17 protein-coding genes are annotated in these 19342 nt (G+C 45.8%); 10 read left to right on the top strand and 7 right to left on the bottom strand.

What is annotated here, in order from left to right:
- The first annotated feature begins 425 nt into the window (after nucleotides 1-425).
- The 9 genes from BM184_RS01845 (at nucleotide 426) to BM184_RS01885 (ending at nucleotide 9843) form a co-directional block, all read left to right on the top strand.
- Nucleotides 426-1439, top strand: coding sequence for a LacI family DNA-binding transcriptional regulator (locus tag BM184_RS01845; RefSeq protein WP_086942308.1), 1014 nt, complete (start codon nucleotides 426-428; stop codon nucleotides 1437-1439).
- A gap of 167 nt (nucleotides 1440-1606) precedes the next feature.
- The gene (locus tag BM184_RS01850; RefSeq protein ID WP_218150964.1) at nucleotides 1607-2854 is read left to right on the top strand and encodes an ABC transporter substrate-binding protein; all 1248 of its coding nucleotides are present in this window, start codon (nucleotides 1607-1609) and stop codon (nucleotides 2852-2854) included.
- A 72-nt stretch (nucleotides 2855-2926) separates the two neighbouring features.
- Entirely contained in the window at nucleotides 2927-3787 is an 861-nt protein-coding gene (locus tag BM184_RS01855) for a carbohydrate ABC transporter permease (protein WP_086942310.1), read from the top strand.
- Complete coding sequence (locus BM184_RS01860; RefSeq protein ID WP_086942311.1) at nucleotides 3787-4614, top strand: carbohydrate ABC transporter permease; 828 nt, start codon at nucleotides 3787-3789, stop codon at nucleotides 4612-4614. The genes BM184_RS01855 and BM184_RS01860 overlap by 1 nt, the downstream gene beginning before the upstream one ends.
- A gap of 209 nt (nucleotides 4615-4823) precedes the next feature.
- Nucleotides 4824-5930, top strand: a complete 1107-nt coding sequence (locus tag BM184_RS01865) for a Gfo/Idh/MocA family protein (RefSeq protein WP_086942312.1) — start codon at nucleotides 4824-4826, stop codon at nucleotides 5928-5930.
- Between the two features lie 15 nt (nucleotides 5931-5945).
- Complete coding sequence (locus BM184_RS01870) at nucleotides 5946-6677, top strand: ThuA domain-containing protein (RefSeq protein WP_086942313.1); 732 nt, start codon at nucleotides 5946-5948, stop codon at nucleotides 6675-6677.
- A 51-nt stretch (nucleotides 6678-6728) separates the two neighbouring features.
- Nucleotides 6729-7697 (top strand): sugar phosphate isomerase/epimerase family protein, encoded by a 969-nt coding sequence (locus tag BM184_RS01875; RefSeq protein WP_086942314.1) that lies wholly within the window; start codon nucleotides 6729-6731, stop codon nucleotides 7695-7697.
- Between the two features lie 15 nt (nucleotides 7698-7712).
- Nucleotides 7713-8780: a Gfo/Idh/MocA family protein gene (locus tag BM184_RS01880; RefSeq protein ID WP_086942315.1), complete on the top strand. Its 1068-nt coding sequence runs from the start codon at nucleotides 7713-7715 to the stop codon at nucleotides 8778-8780.
- Between the two features lie 91 nt (nucleotides 8781-8871).
- Nucleotides 8872-9843 carry an ROK family glucokinase gene (locus BM184_RS01885; protein ID WP_086942316.1) on the top strand — a complete coding sequence of 324 codons (972 nt, stop codon included), beginning with the start codon at nucleotides 8872-8874 and terminating at the stop codon, nucleotides 9841-9843.
- 96 nt (nucleotides 9844-9939) lie between these two features.
- Here BM184_RS01885 and BM184_RS01890 read toward each other — a convergent pair whose 3' ends face one another.
- The 6 genes from BM184_RS01890 to BM184_RS01915 form a co-directional block, all read right to left on the bottom strand.
- Nucleotides 9940-10563, bottom strand: coding sequence for an HD domain-containing protein (locus BM184_RS01890; protein ID WP_086942317.1), 624 nt, complete (start codon nucleotides 10561-10563; stop codon nucleotides 9940-9942).
- A gap of 156 nt (nucleotides 10564-10719) precedes the next feature.
- The gene (locus BM184_RS01895) at nucleotides 10720-11817 is read right to left on the bottom strand and encodes an RNA-guided endonuclease InsQ/TnpB family protein (RefSeq protein ID WP_086942318.1); all 1098 of its coding nucleotides are present in this window, start codon (nucleotides 11815-11817) and stop codon (nucleotides 10720-10722) included.
- Entirely contained in the window at nucleotides 11804-12415 is a 612-nt protein-coding gene (locus BM184_RS01900; RefSeq protein ID WP_086942319.1) for an IS607 family transposase, read from the bottom strand. Before BM184_RS01900 ends, BM184_RS01895 begins: the two co-directional genes overlap by 14 nt.
- 114 nt (nucleotides 12416-12529) lie before the next feature.
- A complete protein-coding gene (locus BM184_RS01905) occupies nucleotides 12530-12973 on the bottom strand; it encodes a YaiI/YqxD family protein (RefSeq protein ID WP_086942320.1) in 444 nt (147 codons plus the stop codon).
- A 322-nt stretch (nucleotides 12974-13295) separates the two neighbouring features.
- On the bottom strand, nucleotides 13296-14783 hold the full coding sequence (thrC, locus tag BM184_RS01910; RefSeq protein WP_086942321.1) for a threonine synthase: 1488 nt from the start codon (nucleotides 14781-14783) through the stop codon (nucleotides 13296-13298).
- 188 nt (nucleotides 14784-14971) lie between these two features.
- Nucleotides 14972-16153: an acetyl-CoA C-acetyltransferase gene (locus tag BM184_RS01915; protein WP_086942322.1), complete on the bottom strand. Its 1182-nt coding sequence runs from the start codon at nucleotides 16151-16153 to the stop codon at nucleotides 14972-14974.
- A gap of 257 nt (nucleotides 16154-16410) precedes the next feature.
- Between BM184_RS01915 and BM184_RS01920 the strand changes: the two genes are divergently transcribed.
- Nucleotides 16411-17583: a hydroxymethylglutaryl-CoA synthase gene (locus BM184_RS01920; protein WP_086942323.1), complete on the top strand. Its 1173-nt coding sequence runs from the start codon at nucleotides 16411-16413 to the stop codon at nucleotides 17581-17583.
- A gap of 283 nt (nucleotides 17584-17866) precedes the next feature.
- Here BM184_RS01920 and BM184_RS01925 read toward each other — a convergent pair whose 3' ends face one another.
- Nucleotides 17867-19207, bottom strand: coding sequence for a hydroxymethylglutaryl-CoA reductase, degradative (locus BM184_RS01925; protein ID WP_256212988.1), 1341 nt, complete (start codon nucleotides 19205-19207; stop codon nucleotides 17867-17869).
- Nucleotides 19208-19342: the final 135 nt, after the last annotated feature.

Consider the following 19342-nt stretch of genomic DNA (forward strand, 5'->3'; position numbering starts at 1 on the left):
AGGCTAATTCGTAAGTGGTGGAATCATAAAGCAGAGTTTGGAAACATTCACGTAAAATAAAATGAATGTTCCAAGATGAAAATTTAATCAATTAAGGTATAAAAGATGCCTCTTTAGTGGGACCAACTGAGGTAGTTAATGTACACGTCTGGAAATCATTTTTTGGAAACTGCTTTTAGGAGAGTATTATTTTGGACTGTCAAATTAAACTCATTAGTAATTCTATGTGGTGTATAAATATATCTCATTTAGCCGATACTGAGCACATAGAGCAAAGGAATTAATTGGTTGACCAAGGGTCTAAGTTGAAACAATCGACTGATGACTAATTTAAAGCAAATAATATATTAATAAAAACCGTTTACAAAACCAAAAACACATGATATATTATTCCACGTAAACGTTTACGAAATAGGGGATGCTTTGTGAGTACAATACTAGATGTTGCAGAAAAAGCAAAAGTTTCTATCGCTACAGTCTCCAGAGCCTTAAATAATCAGCCTGGATGTTCGGAAGAAACAAGAAAAAAAGTTATGAGAATAGCTCAAGAATTGGGTTATGAACCAAACGAAGTCGCCAGAAGCTTGATAAATAAAAAAACGAACACGATAGGTGTTATCATACCTGAGATTTCGAGCCTGTTGAGTTCAGAATTCATCAATGGAATTGATGCTATAGCCAAGCAAGAAAGTTCAAACTTAATTGTCACCTACACGAAATCGAATATTGTAAGCACAGAAGAGAATCTAAAGATGCTGCACGAGAAGCGAGTGGATGGCATTATATTCGTCAGTGAAATACTGCGAAAGGAATATTATGACTATATAAAAAGAAATAATATCCCTTGTGTATTGCTGTCTACGAAATCAGCTGAATATGCGAGTGTCCCATATGTAAAAGTTGATGATTATGATGCATCTTATGCAGCCACCAATTATTTGATCAAGATGGGGCATAAAAAAATTGGTTTAATAAGCGGAAGCTCTGCTGATCCAATTGCGGGGAATCCACGAATTGACGGTTACAAAAAAGCAATATTAGAAAATCTTAACAAGGTTGTTGAAGAGAGACAAATTGTATCAGGAAACGGGTTCGGATTCGATGATGGAAGAGATAACTTCATTCAATTAATGAAGCAATTTCCTGAATTGACAGCGATATTTTGTGCGAGCGATGAAATGGCTATCGGAGCGATTTCTGCTGCGTATAAATTAGGTATAAGCATACCGGAAGATGTCTCTATTATGGGCTATGATAATTTGAAAATATCTGAGATGTCAGTACCGCCGTTGACAACAACTGCTCAGCCATTAGTAAAAATGGCTGAAAAGGCAACTGAAATATTGTTCAAAATCATAAATAATAAGGATAGCGATGTGCATTCGATTATCATGCCATATCAAATCATTGAAAGAGACAGTGTGAAAAATATAAAGTAACAAATTTCCCGATTGACGTAAAAGTTTACCTGGAACGACACGGGAAATTTAGTTTTTGAGCGATACGTAAACGTTTACGTATCGGAGTGTGTTAGTTTTTATTTTTTTCAGCAGCAACGTAAACGTTTACGTTGCTGCTGATTTATGACGATATAAAAGGAGAATGAATGATGAAAACAAAAAAATTATTAATGACTACTATTTCCATCTCTTCAATTTTACTTTTGACAGCTTGTGGGGGTGCGGCGAGCAGTGAAGGCGCTGAGGAGAATGGTATAACCTTGGAATTATTCAGTAATAAAAGCGAAAATATAAAAACTTTGGAATCTGTAATCGCAAAATTTGAAGCGGCAAACCCAGATGTGAATATCGAATTGCAGTCACCACCTGAAGCCGAAACCGTATTAAAAACGAGATTAACTAAAAATGATGTGCCAGATATTATGTCCATTGGCGGAAATGCTACATTTGGAGAACTTGCAAGGGCAGGTGTTCTAGTGGATGTATCTGACACAAACTTACTGGAAACAGTCCAACCAGCTTACCTTGACATGTCCAATAGATTGGTTGGGACTGAGATAAAGGGTGATTTTGGTATCCCGTACGCCACAAATGCTAACGGTGTAATAATCAATCAAGATAAATTGGATAAATTGGGACTTGCCATTCCTACAACGTATACAGAATTTATTGCTGCTCTGGAAATTGCAAGAGAGCAAGGAGAAGTTCCGATACTTTTCACTCTCAAAGATGCATGGACCGCATTGCCCATATGGAATGGGCTTGGCGGGAACTTAGCCCCAGAAAATTTTGCTGAACTTAAAAACGCAGGCGATGCCAGTTTTGCTGAAGATTATACTGAAGTGGCAACTAAAATAGCAGAATTAGTAAAGTACGGCGAGGGCGATATGTTCGGATTGGGTTATGATGACGGCAATAAGCAATTTGCTAATGGAGAAGGACTTTTCTACATACAAGGTAACTGGGCAATCCCTGAAATATTAAAAAATAATCCTGATGCAAACATAAACTTTATGGCTTTACCATCTTCAGACGATCAGACGCAAAATAAACTTGTTTCAGGGATTGACGTAATGCTGGCAGTCAGTGAATCATCCGAGCATAAAGAAGAGGCAATGAAATTTGTTGAATTTATGATCAGCGAAGAAATTGCCGGCCAATATATTAATGAACAAAAAGCTTTTTCTGCCATCCAAGGTGTCCTGCAAGAAGATCCTACCTTTACAAATATCAAAGTATTCTTTGAAGATGGAAACATAGACAGTTTCCCTGATCATTTCTATCCGGCTGGTTTGGGTGCGGAAAATATTATTCAAGCTTACCTAATCGACGGCGAGGAAGATACATTTCTTAAGTCGATGGACAGCGAGTGGGATAAAGTAGTAAACCGATAAAAATTATCTATTGATCATAAGGGCACTGTATTCATTCAGTGCCCTCATGATGGATAGGAATCGAGGGAGAAAATGAAAAAGTCATTCAATAAAGTATATCTAACAATAATGATTCCTGCACTCATTATATTTTTTGTACTTCATACTTACCCACTTTTACAAGGTGTTTTTTACAGTTTTACGGACTGGAAGGGGTATGGAAATTTTGAGTTTGTGGGTTTAAAAAATTATTTTAACGTTTTTAAAGACGATAGAGTGGGGCATGCCTATCTTTTTACGATAGGATTTGCAATCATCTCTACTGTCATAACGAACATCGTCAGTTTGGCGCTTGCTATCGGATTAAATTCTAAAATTTCATTTAAAAGGTCACTTAGAGGTATTTACTTCCTTCCATACATATTAGGTACATTAGTTATCGGATACATTTTTAATTTCATTTTTTCATATTTTTTACCGACCATTGGTAAAAATTTAGGTATTGCCTTGTTGGCCAATAATATTCTGGGTAATCCGGATTTGGCTTGGATAGGCATCGTCATCGTGGCAGTTTGGCAATCAACTGCATTCAACACGATCCTCTATCTGAGCGGCTTGGTCACTATAGATCCTGATTTGTATGAAGCTGCAGATATCGATGGGGCTACGTCATGGATTAAATTTAGGGAAATTACTTTCCCATTGATAGCGCCGTTCTTCATAATCAACGTTGTTGTATCAATGAAAAATTATTTGATGGTTTTTGATCAAATTGTGGCATTGACTGGCGGTGGACCTGGTACCTCAACAGAATCCATCTCACTCTTGATCTATAAGGGTGGTTTCTCTGGTGGAGAATTTGCTTATCAATCCGCAAATGCGGTCATCTTCTTCATCATCGTTGTGGCTATATCCCTGTTCCAAATCAAAATATTAGAAAAGAGGAATGCTTGATGAGCAATTCTAAAACGAACTGGATGACGACAACTTTACTGATGATCGGCTCACTCTTTGTTTTATTTCCTTTATATCTGACGATTACGATAGCCTTTAAAACGCCCTTGGAATTAGCTCAAAATAGCATCTTGGCACTTCCAGAGAGTTGGTCATTGCAGAATTTTGTTACAGCGATAGAGATGACCAACTTCTTTCGGGCATTGGCGAATAGTTTGCTTATTACGATTCCGACAGTAATATTGACAATTTTATTCCATTCAATTATCTCGTATGTAATTACCCGTAATCTTCAAAAAAAAATGTATAAATTTATCTATTTTTATATCATAAGTGCCATGTTTGTACCATTCTCAATCATTATGTTGCCTATTGTAAAACAAACTTCCAGTTGGAATATGGACAATTTGGGCGGATTAGTGGTGCTATATTTAGTATTGAATTTAGCTTTTAATCTTTTTATCTACACAGGTTACATAAAATCGATTCCTGTTGAATTGGAAGAAGCTGCCATCATCGATGGTGCTACAACATGGCAAGTTTTTTGGAAAGTTATTTTCCCGCTGCTAAAACCGATCAACGCTACTGTAGCAATAACCACAACATTGGGTGTTTGGAATGATTTCATGTTACCACTAGTAGTATTGAGTGGGAAAAATGAAGCTGCAACGTTACCATTGACACAATATATATTCCAGTCAGAATTCAGCACGGATTATACCTTATCATTTGCATCGTATTTATTATCGATGCTGCCTATGTTGATTCTCTACTTCGTTGCACAAAAAAGAATTATCGCGGGTGTCACTAGAGGTGCCGTAAAATGATGGAGGTGTAAGTAGAGCTGTAGATCAAGAAATGTCGGTATTGGATGATATGAGTGTAGATACAACTATTCAATCGATTGGAAATTTTGAAGTTATAATCACATGAAATCTTTATCATCAAAAAAATATGATTGATGTTTCGAAAAGAAAGCAAGTAACGGATGGGTTCATCACATTAAAATTAGAATAATAGAAGGAGAGTTAATGATATGATCAGAATTGGAATTATCGGTTGCGGAGGAATTGCAAACAACAAACACATGCCAGCTTTGGCTAAAGTGGAAGCTGTTGAAATGGTGGCGTTCTGTGACATTATCGAGGAACGGGCAAGCAAAGCAAGAGAGGAATTTGGAACAGATGCTGCGAACGTCTACACAGACTACAAAGAGCTTTTAAAAAATCAAGAGATTGATGTCATTCACGTCTGCACACCAAATATTTCTCATGCTGAAATCTCAATCGCAGCGATGGAATCCGGTAAACATGTGATGTGTGAAAAACCGATGGCTAAAACTTCGGAAGAAGCGGAAGCTATGATAGCCGCGATGAATCGGACCGGTAAAAAGCTGACGATCGGTTATCAGAATCGATTCAGAAAAGATTCTTCCTATTTGCACAAAATCTGTCAAAAGGGAGAATTGGGAGACATTTATAACGCAAAAGCGCATGCGATCAGGAGACGCGCGGTTCCTACCTGGGGCGTATTTCTCGATGAAGAAGCGCAAGGCGGCGGCCCGTTGATTGATATCGGAACGCACGCGCTTGATCTGACGTTGTGGATGATGAATAACTATAAACCAAAGTATGTTGTGGGGAATACCTATCATAAATTGGCGGGGACAGAAAATGCCGCAAATGCTTTCGGTCCTTGGAATCCAGCTGAATTTACCGTTGAGGATTCCGCTTTTGGCTTTATCGTAATGGAGAACGGAGCGACCATTTACCTGGAATCCAGTTGGGCTTTGAACACTTTGGAGGTAGGCGAAGCTAAAACGACACTGCACGGGACTCAGGGCGGGGCTGATATGAAGGATGGTTTGCGTATCAATGGTGAAGCTGATGGCATGATGTACGACAAAACGATGGTGTTGGAGCCTGGTGGAGTAGACTTCTACGACGGATCGGGTGATGATCCCGCCTATCTGGAAGCGAAACAATGGATTGAGAGCATCCAAAACGATACAGAACCGGTTGTGTCACCTGAACAGGCATTGGTAGTGACCCAAATACTGGAAGCCATTTATCAATCTGCCAAGACCGGAGCGCCGGTATACATCAATCAACATAAAGAAGAGTTGGGAAAAATACTGGTCTGAAGAGGGGATAATCGAATGAAAGTAACGGTATGGAACGAATATCGGCATGAAAAAACGGATGAGGCTGTAGCAAAAGTTTACCCGAATGGGATACACGGACAAATTGAAAGCTTTTTGAAGGAAGCAGGTTTGGATGTAAAGACAGTTACACTGGACGAACCGGAGCACGGGTTGACGGAAGCGGTCTTAGCAGAAACCGATGTTCTTGTCTGGTGGGGACACATTGCCCATAACGAAGTAACGGATGAAGTAGTCAACCGCGTCCATGAATATGTTCTGAAAGGGATGGGGCTGGTTGTTTTGCACTCGGCGCATATGTCCAAAATTTTTATGAAATTGATGGGCACAAGTTGCGACCTGAAATGGCGCGAAGCCGAAGAAAAAGAACGGATTTGGGTAGTGAATCCAAGCCATCCCATCGCTGACGGAATCGACGAATACATCGAACTCGAAAAAGAAGAGATGTACGGCGAACACTTTGATGTTCCGACACCGGATGAATTGATTTTTGTCGGATGGTATGAAGGCGGAAATGTTTTCCGCAGCGGGATGACTTATAGACGCGGCAACGGAAAGATTTTTTATTTTCAGCCGGGGCATGAGACATACCCGACTTACTACAATAAAGATATCCAACAAGTCATCATAAACGGAATCGATTGGTGTAGACCGTCAAAGCGGGCGTATCCTGCTTACGGAAACAGCCAAGCGTTGGAAGAAATAAAAAATGGGCAGCAACCCGTATAAAAAGAGGATCAATGCTGGCGTAACATGAAATGAAGAGAGCGAGGAATCGATATGAAACTAGGTGTATTCACCCCCTTATTTGCAAATTTAAGTTTTGAAGACATGCTGGATAAAGTTCAGCGCGCAGGTTTGAACGCAGTGGAGATCGGAACCGGTGGGAATCCCGGGAACCATCACTGTCCGACAGATGAACTATTGGAAAGCGAAGAGAAGCGAGCAGCGTACTTGGATGAACTGAAAAAAAGGAACTTAACCATCAGTGCATTCAGCTGCCACAGCAACCCGATTTCACCAGATCCTGTAGAGGCAAAGGCGAGCGATGAAATACTAAGAAAAACCATCAGATTGGCTGCGTTGATGGGGGTACCAGTCGTCAATACTTTTTCCGGAACGGCAGGCGACAGTGAAGAGGCAACAGCACCGAATTGGCCGGTCATTCCTTGGCCGGAAGTCTACACCGATATTTATAAATGGCAATGGGAAAATAAGTTAATTCCTTACTGGAAAGAAATCGGAGAAATGGCCAGCGAATATGGCGTCAAGATTGGCATTGAGCTGCACGGCGGTTTCTTATGCCACACACCGTATACGCTTTTGAAATTGCGCGAAAATACCTGTGATGCAATCGGCGTGAACCTCGATCCCAGCCATTTATGGTGGCAAGGGATTGATCCGGTAGGCGCCATTAAGATTCTGGGCGAAGCCGGAGCGATCCATCATTTCCATGCGAAAGACACCTATCTCGATCAGGACAACATCAATATGTATGGTTTGTTGGATATGCAACCGTATGGAGAGGTCAAAACGAGAGCATGGACATTCCGATCGGTTGGCTGTGGTCACGATGTAAAAGTATGGTCAGATATGATGAGTGCGTTGCGGATGTATGGTTATGATTATGTGGTCAGCATTGAACATGAAGACCCTTTGATGTCCATCGATGAAGGATTGAACAGAGCTGTTACGAATCTGCAATCTGTATTGATTAAAGAGACCCCACACGCTATGTGGTGGGCGTAGAAAAGAGGATTAACGATGAAGAAATTAAAAGTCACGATCATTGGTTACGGAGGCATGGGCAGCTTTCACGCTAAGCTGATTCAGGCAAATCCGGAAGTAGAAGTGCATGGGATATTCGATATTTTGGAAAGTCGGCAACAGGCTGGCGAAGCGGATGGTTATAGTGCCTATGTCAGTCTTGAAGAGGCTTTGGATGATGAAACGGTGGATGCCATATTGATCGCAACTCCGAATGATGTACACAAAGAGATCGCTGTCCAGGCGTTGGAGGCAGGAAAACATGTCATTTGTGAAAAGCCCGTGACACTGACCAGCGAAGAGCTGTCGGAAATAATGCATACCGCAAAGGAACACGAGCGCGTGTTTATGGTCCATCAAAATCGCCGTTGGGACAGTGATTTTCAGATGGTCAAAGATTTGTACGAGAACCGAAAAATCGGAGAGGTCTTCCACATCGAATCCCGTGTTCAGGGAGCCAATGGTATACCGGGTGACTGGCGCCATCTGAAAGCGCACGGTGGCGGCATGCTCTTGGATTGGGGGGTTCATTTGTTGGATCAGCTTTTGTATATGATCGACAGCCCGTTGGCGAAAGTTGCTGCAGATTTGAGTTACATATTGGGCGATGAAGTGGACGACGGCTTCATCAGCTATCTGACTTTCGAAAATGGCGTAACCGCCCTTGTAGAAGTCGGGACGACCAATTATATCAAACTCCCGCGTTGGTACATAAAAGGGACAAAAGGATCAGCGGTGATAGAAGATTGGGATCTAAAAGGAAAAATCGTGAAGCAGAGTGGAATTGAACTTGTGGCAGCACCCAAACCGATAAAAGCTGGCCAAGGGCTGACCAAAACGATGGCTCCGCCTTCCGAAGAGGCGATCATAAAAGAAAAATTTGAAAAAGTGGCAACTCAAATGGATCCGTTCTATACGAATTTCGCTAAAGTCGTCAGAGGCGAGTCGGAACCTATCGTCAAAAATGAAGAAGTTCTTCAATTGATGAAAATCATTGAATCCATTTTTGAGGCAGCGGAGACAGGACAAGTTATTGACGTACGGGAACACAGCTACAGCCGTTAAAAACAGCTGGACCGTTGCATTCATATTTTGAAAATGTGAGCAATTAAGCATCGTAAACGGTGAAAAAGTTTTGATTTGGAGGCACTACGAGATGCAGAAAAAAGTATTGGGAATAGATTTGGGTGGAACTTCAGTGAAGTTGGCCATATTATCCAAAGAAGGGGACGTGCTCCAGAAATGGAGTATCCCGACAGACAACAGTGACGGCGGGGTTAAAATCGTGCCGGGAATTATCGAATCCATCAAACATCATTTGGACTTATACCGACTCACTTCTGAAGACTTTTTGGGCATAGGCATGGGTTCTCCTGGTGCAGTCAACAGAAGCGAAGGGACCGTTACTGGAGCATTTAACCTGAATTGGACTACCCCGCAACCGATAAGGGAGACAATGGAACAAGAAACGGGTATACCTTTTGTCATCGATAATGATGCCAATGTAGCTGCGCTGGGAGAAAAATGGCGTGGTGCAGGTGGAGATAACGATGATGTCGTATTTATCACCTTAGGGACAGGTGTCGGTGGAGGGATCGTTGCTGACGGGCACCTGATACACGGGACAGCAGGTTCGGGTGGAGAAATCGGGCATATGACGGTCGATCCTGATGGCTTTGAGTGCACTTGCGGGAAAAATGGATGTTTGGAGACCGTTGCCAGCGCTACCGGGGTCGTCAAGCTGGCACGTAAACACGCAGAGGAATACGCGGGTGATTCACTTTTAAAAAAACTGATTGATGATGGCCAGGAAATCAATTCAAAAATGATTTTTGATTTCGCCAAAGATGGCGATGCACTGGCGGTTATCGTCGTGGATCGCTTTGCTTATTTCTTAGGTCTGGCATGTAGCCATATCGGTAATCTGTTGAATCCGGATTCCATCATCATCGGTGGCGGCGTTTCTGCTGCAGGGGAATTTTTGCTTGAAAAAGTCAATAAACACTACTTGGGATTTGCTTTCCCGAATGTACAGCAATCGACTAAATTGAAGCTTGCAGAATTGGGGAACGATGCTGGAATTATCGGGGCCTGTTATGTAGCAGTGGCTCATGCGAGTAAGAATTAATAACTTGCTTTATTTTCAGATTAGAAATGCCATTTTAATGGAAAAGAGTGGCTCCAAATCATTCGAACTGATTTGGATTCACTCTTATTTGTGTTGCTACTGGTGGCCGTCCCATTCGGAATGGAAGTCCTTGAGGAACTGTTCCATCCGAGTGTGGCGGGCGACCGCCTTTTGTTTGCCGGCTTCCGTGTGCATGCCGTCCTTCAGCAGGAGCAGTTTTTCGTGGAAGTGGCCAATCGTATCGCTGTCCGGATCCTCACTGTGCTCGGGATCATAGAGAGGCCGGTCTTTATGCCCGCCATATGCAAAAGCGCGTGCGATGCCGATTGCGCCGATCGCATCCAGGCGATCAGCATCCTGCACGATCCGGCCTTCGATCGTTTCCAGCACGTGCTTGTTTTTCCCTTGCTTGAAGGAAAGGTTGTTCACGATGTAGATGACCTGCTCGATGACGGAGTCGCTCAGCTCGAAAGGTGTGAGGATGTCGGTGATGATGGCTTCGCGGTCGGCGTCAGTATAGCCGAATTTATGGTCGGCGACGTCATGGAGAAGTGCCGCCAAGCCGATGATGAGCCGATCGCCTTTTCCCTCCGCTGCAGCGATGTCCATGGACGTGTTGTAGACCCGCAACGTATGCCACCAATCATGCCCCGTTGCTTCGTTCCTCAGCTTTTCAGCGACGATGTGTTTCACATCTTCGATAATGATTTCATTGCGCATCCTGATGCACCGTTGCCATAAATCTAACTAAATCTAGTTTATGTTTGCTTCCCTGTTCTTCGTGCCCGATTTGGTCCTGACGGACTACTTTCCTTTGTTGCAGCACTCCGAGGGCGTAAATTCCGACGCAACGAATCGTACATATCCGAGTTACCCTTAGACTGCTTGGTAATCCCTCAGATTGTAGCTTGCGTTCAGATCCCTATCGCAATGGTGACCGCACGCGCAGTGGTAAACCCTGTCACTGCGTTTCAGGTCCTTTTTGAGCGTTCCACAATTGTTGCACAACTTGGAGCTCGGGAACCATTGGTCCGCTTCCACAAATTCAATGCCATTCAGTTCGCATTTGTATTGCAGGCATTGCTTGAAGAAATAGAGTTTCTGATTTGCGACCGCCTTTGCCATATGCTTATCCTTCATCATACTGCTGATGTTCAACGTTTCCATCACAATGCGGGAGGGTTTGGTTTTCACGATCTCCGCCGTTGCTTGATGGACATGATTGGTTCGGATGTTGGCTAAGCGTCTGTGTTGCTTTCGGATTTCACCTTCTAGTTTTAGGAGATGTTTAGATTTAGGCGTTCCTTTCTTGTATTTTCTGCTTGCACGCCGCTGTAATCTCTTGAGGCGTTTCTCCGCTTTCCTCACGGAGGCTGTTTTGTTGATGTTGTTGTAGAAAACACCATCGGAGGTGACAGCCAACTCCTTGATGCCTACATCCACCCCTACAACCCGATCGTCCAATTCGACGATTTTCGGGGTCACCTCGACGCCGACCGTCAGATACCAATATTTGCCGTCGAACTTGATGCGCGGGTTGTAGTATTTGCAATCCACGGGCAACGGTTCGTTGGTTTTCACCCAACCGATTTTTTCCAACAGGATGCGGTTGCCTTTCACTTTCAGCTTGATGCAGTCATTGTAGAAACTCGGTGTGGAGCGGCGTTTGGTCTTGAATCGGGGATGCTGGGCTTGCCCTTTGAAGAAGACTTTATAGGCTTTGCAGGCATCCTTGACCGCCTGTTTGACGACATTATTGGAAACCTCGTTCAACCAAGCGTATTTTTTTCGCTTCTTCATCTTAGTGATATGCTTGCGCAACTCATTGTCGCTGATGAACGTCCCGCCGAAGCGATGGTTCATCTCTTGCATCCGGATCGTGTAGTTGTACGCCCAGCGGGCAACGCCAGCTGCTTGGTAGAGTTTGGAAGTTTCGTCTGTCACAATCAAACGGACCTTCTTAGTCAGCATCATCTTGGATCAGCTCCTGAATCATCTTTCTGGCTTTGTTTGCGCGTTTGCCTTGCAGACTGCCACTGAATACGGTGACAATCTGAACGAGGTCTTCGACAAGTTCCTGTTCTTCGGTTTTTTCAGTATGGTCGATGATTTCTATCATGGTGCCATACTTTCTGCAGAGGTTCTCGATCAGTTCAAAACCAAAACGAACCAGACGGTCCTTGTGTAGGATGACAATTTTGTCTACCTGATTGTCGGTGATCCTGTCGAGGAGTTCGTTCAACCCTTTGTTGTTGTAGTTGATGCCGCTGCCGATGTCGGTTACGATTTCGAATTGGTAGCCGTTAGCCAGCATATAGGTTCTTACGTCTTCCTCCTGTCGCCGCAGGTCGTCCTTTTGCTTGGGTGAACTCACCCGGCAATAGCCGATGGTCACCTTACTTTGACCTGTGGTCATAGTCTTGCCCAAAATTTTGTTCAGCTGTTCGTCCGAGTAATACCGGGTTCCGCCGTCGGACACGAACGCAGGCTTGAATTTGTCCTCTCTATCCCAGCGCCTCAACGTCGATGTGGATATCCCAGTTGCTTTGGAGAATTTTCCGATTGCATACATTAGCCACATTCCTTTCTATACGGCAAGTATAGCAACAAATGTGGCTAAAATCAAAAATTTAACGAGATTTAGATAAATTTATTTTGGCTGTTAAAACCCCCTTTCCTGATTCTGTTAATCTTCCTGCAGCTTGGAAATGAGCAGTTTCCGGAATTTGTGCCGATCCGCATCCGTGAATGGTTTCGGGCCTTTTGTGCGTTTGCCGCTTTTGCGGACCATGGCGCTCATGTAGCGGTCTTCAAGCAGCCGTTCCATATTGCTGTTATCGTAGGCGAAACCCTTGTGATGAAGAACGGTCAGTCCCTTCGGCAAGGCGAGGGAGGCCAAACCGTAGTCCTGTGTGACCAACAGATCGCCTCTGTGCGCTAGCTGGATGATCTTGAAATCGGCTGCGTCGGCTCCGGAATCGACGTAAACGGTCCTCACTCCGAGCGGGAGGGGCGCATTGGAAAAGTGGGCAAAGCTGGTGACGATCGTGACCGGTATGTCGCGTTTGCCGGCTTCTTCGATGATGATGTCTTTTACGGGGCAAGCATCCCCGTCGATCAGTATATTCATATGGCGCCTCGATTCTGTTTCTTTCTGATTCCATTTTACCAAAAAAAAGCGTGGAATTCGCTATGATGTGTGTGCCTGGTCAGAAAAATGAAAGAAATGTTACCGGCAACTCCGGCCAAGAACAGCTGACCGGAGTTGGGAGTGGAAAATGGGCGCTACTTCCGACGAGGGGGGGTGGCCGGAGGAGAGCATATCATTGCATCCTCAGTTCCGGAGAGGACTGTTCTCACAGGAGGACAGCACGAAACATAACCAAAGCGCAAAAAAGCCGGCAGTCCGGAAACATTCCGGACCGTCGGCTAGGCGTTTAAACATATCTGAATCAGTTCAAGCCCAGGATGGACTCGACGCTCTTCTGCATTTCGTCGGAAGCGACAACGGTGTTGTGGCGAACTTCCGCATGCAATAATTCTTCGATTGCTGCTGGGAAGGCGACGCCGCTCAATTCTTTCAGGCGGTCCAACATTTCTTCCATGGAATCATCCGAAAATTCAGGATCGATGGCATTCAGGACGGCTTGCGGGAATTTATACGGGCTGGCAGTCGATGCGATGATGATCGGTGTGTGATCATCGGTTTCGGCTACATAAGTGTTGGCTACATGCGCCGCCACAGCTGTATGCGGGTCGATGACGTAGCCATCAGCGTGATAAAGAGCAGCAATCTGTGCCGCTACTTCTTCTTCAGTCGCGTAGTCTGCATAGAAATCTTTTGCTTTTTCCTTCATTGCTTCCGTCACTTCATAGCGGCCGATTTCCTTCAATTGGTCCATGAACGTTTGGACTGCTTCCGTACTTTCGTCGGCCATCAGGTACAACAGACGCTCCAAGTTGCTGGAAACCAGGATATCCATGGATGGGGAAGTCGTCAAAATGAAGTCGCGGTTGCGGTCATAAGCGCCTGTTTCAAAGAAATCGACCAATACTTTGTTTTCGTTTGAAGCGATGATCAGTTTTTGGATCGGTAAGCCCATTTGTTTAGCGAAGTAGGCAGCCAAGATGTTCCCGAAGTTGCCGGTAGGGACAACAACGTTCATCGGTTCGCCGGCAGCGATGGCGCCTTGTTTCACCATTTGGCCGTATGCATAGACGTAGTAGACCACTTGCGGGATCAGACGGCCGATGTTGATGGAGTTCGCAGAGGAGAATTGGAATCCTGCTTCATCCAAACGTGCAGCCAAATCTGCGTTTCCGAACATGTTTTTGACGTTCGTCTGTGCGTCATCGAAGTTTCCGTCGATTGCCACAACAGATGTGTTGTCGCCTTTTTGCGTCACCATCTGTTTTTCCTGGATGGCGCTGACGCCGTTCTTAGGATAGAACACGATGATGCGTGTGTTCGGCACATCCGCAAATCCGACCAAAGCCGCTTTTCCGGTATCGCCGGAAGTAGCTGTCAGGATCACGATTTCTTTCGTGCTGCCGTTCTTCTTGGCTGAAGTCGTCAACAAGTGTGGCAAAATGGAAAGGGCCATATCCTTGAAGGCGATGGTCGGGCCATGGAACAATTCCAGGTAGTGGTGTCCGCCGGCTTTCACCAACGGGACGATGGTGGAGTCGTCAAATTTGTCATCATAGGCTGCGTTGACGCAATGTTTCAATTCTTCTTCAGTGAAGTCGTCAAAAAAGTTTTTCATTACTTCGTAGGCTAATTCTTGGTAAGTCATGTCGGCCAGGCGATCCAACGCGATGTCCAGAGCCGGAATGTGATCGGGTACGTACAATCCGCCGTCTGGCGCTATCCCTTGTAATATTGCTTGTGAAGCCGTCAGTGTTTTTTCTGCATTTCGTGTGCTATGATAGGTCGTCACGGATTCAGTCTCCTCTACATTATTCTCATTTTTAAATTAAAAATTTCTCATAAAGAGTATGCCACATTTTTGTTGAAAACTCAATAACATATCGAAATGCGCGCTGTTCTTATCAGGATTTTTATGAAAAAAAACTCCCCCATCAAGCAAATGACAGGGGAGTTGATTGGGTGCTGTCAAAAACAGGTTTAAGGACGCTCGACAATCATGGCGATGCCCATTCCGCCACCGATGCAAAGGGAGGCGAGACCTATTTTCGTATCGGTGCGTTCCAGCGCATGCAGCAAGGTCACCAAAATTCGTGATCCGGAAGCACCGATAGGATGACCCAAGGCGATAGCACCGCCGCTGATGTTGATTTTTTCCTCGGGCAAGCCCAAATCCCTGATAACGGCGATGCTTTGGGAGGCGAATGCTTCATTCAATTCGAAGAGGTCGATATCATCTGCATGCATCCCGGTTTTTTCCAATACTTGCTTGATGGCATAATAAGGAGCATAGCCCATGATTGCAGGGTCAATCCCGGTTTCGGCGTAGCCTTTGATTGTGGCTAGGTAAGGAATGCCTTTCGCTTCGGCTTCCGATTTCGGCATCAGCACCAAGGCGGCGGCTCCGTCATTGATCCCGGATGAGTTCCCGGCAGTCGCCGTGCCGTTCTTTTGGAAAGCTGGCCTTAATTTGCCCAAACTCTCGATAGTGACATCTTTACGGATATATTCATCATCGGCCACGACCGTTTGTTGATTCCTGCGGTCCGTGAGGATAACAGGCGCGATTTCTTGCTTGAAGTAGCCCGCTTCTTGAGCGGCGGCGGCCTTCTGTTGTGAGCGCAGCGCGAAAGCATCCTGATCCTCGCGGCTCACTTGGAATCTTTCCGCCACAGTTTCAGCTGTGATGCCCATATGCTGCTGGTCGAACGCATCCGTCAAGCCGTCGTGCACGAGGCTGTCGATGGCATTGATATCGCCGAGTTTGCTTCCCCAACGTTGGTTCGGCAAGAGATAAGGTGCTTGCGACATGCTTTCGGTGCCTCCAACGACTACTGTTCTGGCATCGCCCAGACGGATGGCTTGGCTCGCCAGAATGATCGCTTTCAAACCGGAGCCGCAGACTTCATTGATTGTCATGGCTGTTTTTTCATACGGGATACCGGCAGCGACTGCGATCTGCCGCGCCGTGTTTTGGCCGATGCCTGCCTGCAGAACGTTTCCGAAAATGACAGAATCGACTTCCTCAGGGGAAAGGCCGGCACGATTCAGCGCAGCTTCTGTTGCTGTTTTCCCCAGATCCACTGCGGTACAGTTCTTGAGGCTGCCTCCGAATGAACCGATTGGGGTTCTGGCAGCACTGACAATTACGACTTCTTCCATTTAAGGTCTCCTTTAAGCGTATATTTGTGTAGGTCTGTTCTTTCAGACGGTGTATTAACTATTTTACGATATTCAGTGCACTTTATCATATAAGAATTAGTAAAGAATTACAATCGGAACGCAATTTTCGAATAAGTGATTTCTAAGATATCCTTAATTTGGAAGGCCTGAGGTTGTTTTTTTGAGCGGTCTGGTCTATCATTTGGGATGAGAGGCATCAAAAATGTTATATATATGAACAGTAAGGGGTAGTTGTCGTGAAGATTGGGATAGATAAGATTGGCTTTTATGCGCCGCACTTTTTTGTGGATATGGAAAAATTGGCGGAGGCCAGGGGAGTGGATCCGGCCAAGTACACGATCGGCATCGGGCAAGAAAAGATGGCTGTCGCGCCCATCACGCAGGACGCCGTTACGCTCGCCGCGAATGCCGCTTTACGCATCATCGATGAAGAGGATTTAGCGAAAATCGACTTGGTCATTTTCGGAACGGAATCCGGCATCGACAATTCGAAATCAGGGGCCGTCTACGTACATGACCTGCTTGGAATCCAGGAACATGCCCGTTGCATCGAAGTGAAGCAGGCTTGCTACGGAGCGACTGCCGGCATCCAATTGGCGAAAGGACATGTCGCTTTGAATCCGGAGAGCCGAGTATTGGTGCTCGGTTCGGACATTTCCCGTTACGGAATCGGCACGGCTGGTGAAGTGACACAAGGGGCCGGGGCAGTGGCCATGATCATCAGTGCGGAACCACGCATCCTTGCGCTGGAAAATGAAAGCAGCTATTTGACCGCTGATGTTATGGATTTTTGGAGACCCATCTACTCGGAAACGGCTTTTGTCGACGGCAAGTATTCAAATGAACAGTACATCTCGTTCTTCTTGAACACTTGGGAAGAGTTCAAGGCGAAATACGGTGCTACGTTGGCTGATTTCGAAGCAATCTGTTTCCATCTGCCTTACACGAAAATGGGTATGAAAGCTCTGCGCGAAGTGCTCGATGAAGGTTCTGAGGCGGACCGTGAACGTCTAACGGCGCATTACCAAACCAGTACTGTCTACAACAGAATCGTCGGCAATATCTATACGGGGTCATTGTATCTGAGCCTGCTGTCCTTGCTGGAACTTTCCGACGAACTGAAGGCTGGTGACAAAATCGGTCTCTTCAGTTACGGATCGGGAGCGGTCGGCGAGTTCTTCTCAGCCACACTGCAGGACGGATTCAAAGAAGCTTTGGCTGCCGCTGAGCACGGAAAATTGTTCGCGGGTCGCAAAGAAGTTACCGTCAGAGAATATGAAGAAATCTTTTCTCGTGTTTTGCCGATCGATGGTTCAAGCATCGAACTGGATGTGGACGCAGATCCTGCAATCATCTGCATCGAAGGAATGGAAGACAACAAGCGCATCTATCTGAACAAAACCAGATGATGAATAGACTGCAATAAAAAACAGCACGCTTTCCGCCAGGTAAATGGTGGACGGCGTGCTGTTTCTTATTTTGAACGCTTCCGGGGGCCGGCTTCTCCGGCCAAGCCGGCCTTGGCCGGAGAAGAAACAAATTTCGGCCTTGTACTCCGGCGTAGCCGCTTCGACCGAAGAAGAATCGAAATCCGGCACCTCTACTTCGGCGAGGCGAGCCTCACCGGAGAAAAAACTGGAATGCAGCCCGGGAGCTAGTTCTGAAAATTTTCACCAATCATGGTGCTATGCCTCAGTCGACTGTATCCGCACCACGGATTTGCGCCAAAAGTGACTGCGCCGTCGCCAGATTCATGTTTTTTTCGCCCTTGAGCAGCTGGGATAGTTGTTCGATTTCCTGTCCGACTGCACCAGCGCTGATAGCTAGTGACCGCGAATGCAGGCCCATATGTCCTTTTTGGATACCTTCCGTCACCAACGCTTTGATGGCGGAGAAATTTTGCGCCAGCCCGACCGAGGCGATGATGGACTCCAATTCGGATGCCGAACGGTAGCCGAGGATTTCCTTCGTCATTTTAGCGGCAGGGTGGAAGTTGATGGACCCGCCCACTGCTCCAATTGGCAACGGCAAAGTCAGGCTTCCGAGCAAATCGCCATTTTCCGCTTTTTTCCAGGAGGTCAAGGAACGATACTGTCCGCTGCGGGAGGCATAGGCATGCGCCCCGGCAGAAATGGCGCGCCAATCGTTCCCTGATGCCAACACGATGGCATCGATGCCGTTCATGATGCCTTTGTTGTTGGTGACGGCGCGATAAGGATCGACGTAGGCAAACTGATAGGCTTCAATCAGCCGGTCGCGCACTTCATCACCGGAGAACTCTCCTTTGGCCAGAAGTGCAGCGGGTATCCGGCACTCGGCTGTCGCCAAGCAGTCGGTCGCGTAATTGGACAGGATTCCCATCAATGCTTCGCCGCCGGTCAAACGCTCCAGGTAAGGAATGACACCTTCCATCATCGTATTGATGATGTTGGCGCCCATCGCCTCCAACGTTTCGACATGGAGATGGACGACAAGAAACGCCGGGATTCCTTCAACATCATCTGCAGGAAGAATCCTGACGCTGACGCGGCGAGCTCCGCCGCCACGCTTCACGATGGAAGGGTGGGCAGCATTGGCCGCCTGCAGAATATTTTCCTCATGTGAAAGAATTAGTTGTTCAGCAGCAACGCTGTCTGGGACATTTTTCAATGCGACTTGACCGATCATGACCCGTTTCTGGATCGTCGTACGGAATCCGCCCGCCTTGGCGATGATTTTCGCGCCGGCGCTGGCCGCAGCGATGACGGAAGGCTCTTCGATGGCCATCGGGACGACATAATCTTTTCCGTCAATCAAAAAGTTCAAGGCGACACCGTAGGGCAACTCGTAGGTGCTCAACTGGTTTTCGATCATGTTGTCGGCGATTTCCTGCGGTAACTTTAATCCTTCCTGAAGATTGGCTATCGCTTCTTCATCCAGGATGCCGGCCGACTGCAGGGCAGTGATCCTTTCGTCTGGGGTTTTATCGTAAAATTTCTGAAGATAGTTGGATTCCATTTTATGCTCCATTTCCCAAGTGTTTTGACGTGTAATCAGTCTCTGTTTCCTATATCATTTTAGCATAGAACATTCCTGAAGGCATCAGCCGGCAAACCTCCTATATGCAACGGCAAAGAATCCGACCAATGGCCGATGCTTGGCTGGTACACAGGCGTGTATACTGAATTC

This window comes from Trichococcus pasteurii (genome assembly GCF_900112935.1).
GTDB lineage: Bacteria > Bacillota > Bacilli > Lactobacillales > Aerococcaceae > Trichococcus > Trichococcus pasteurii.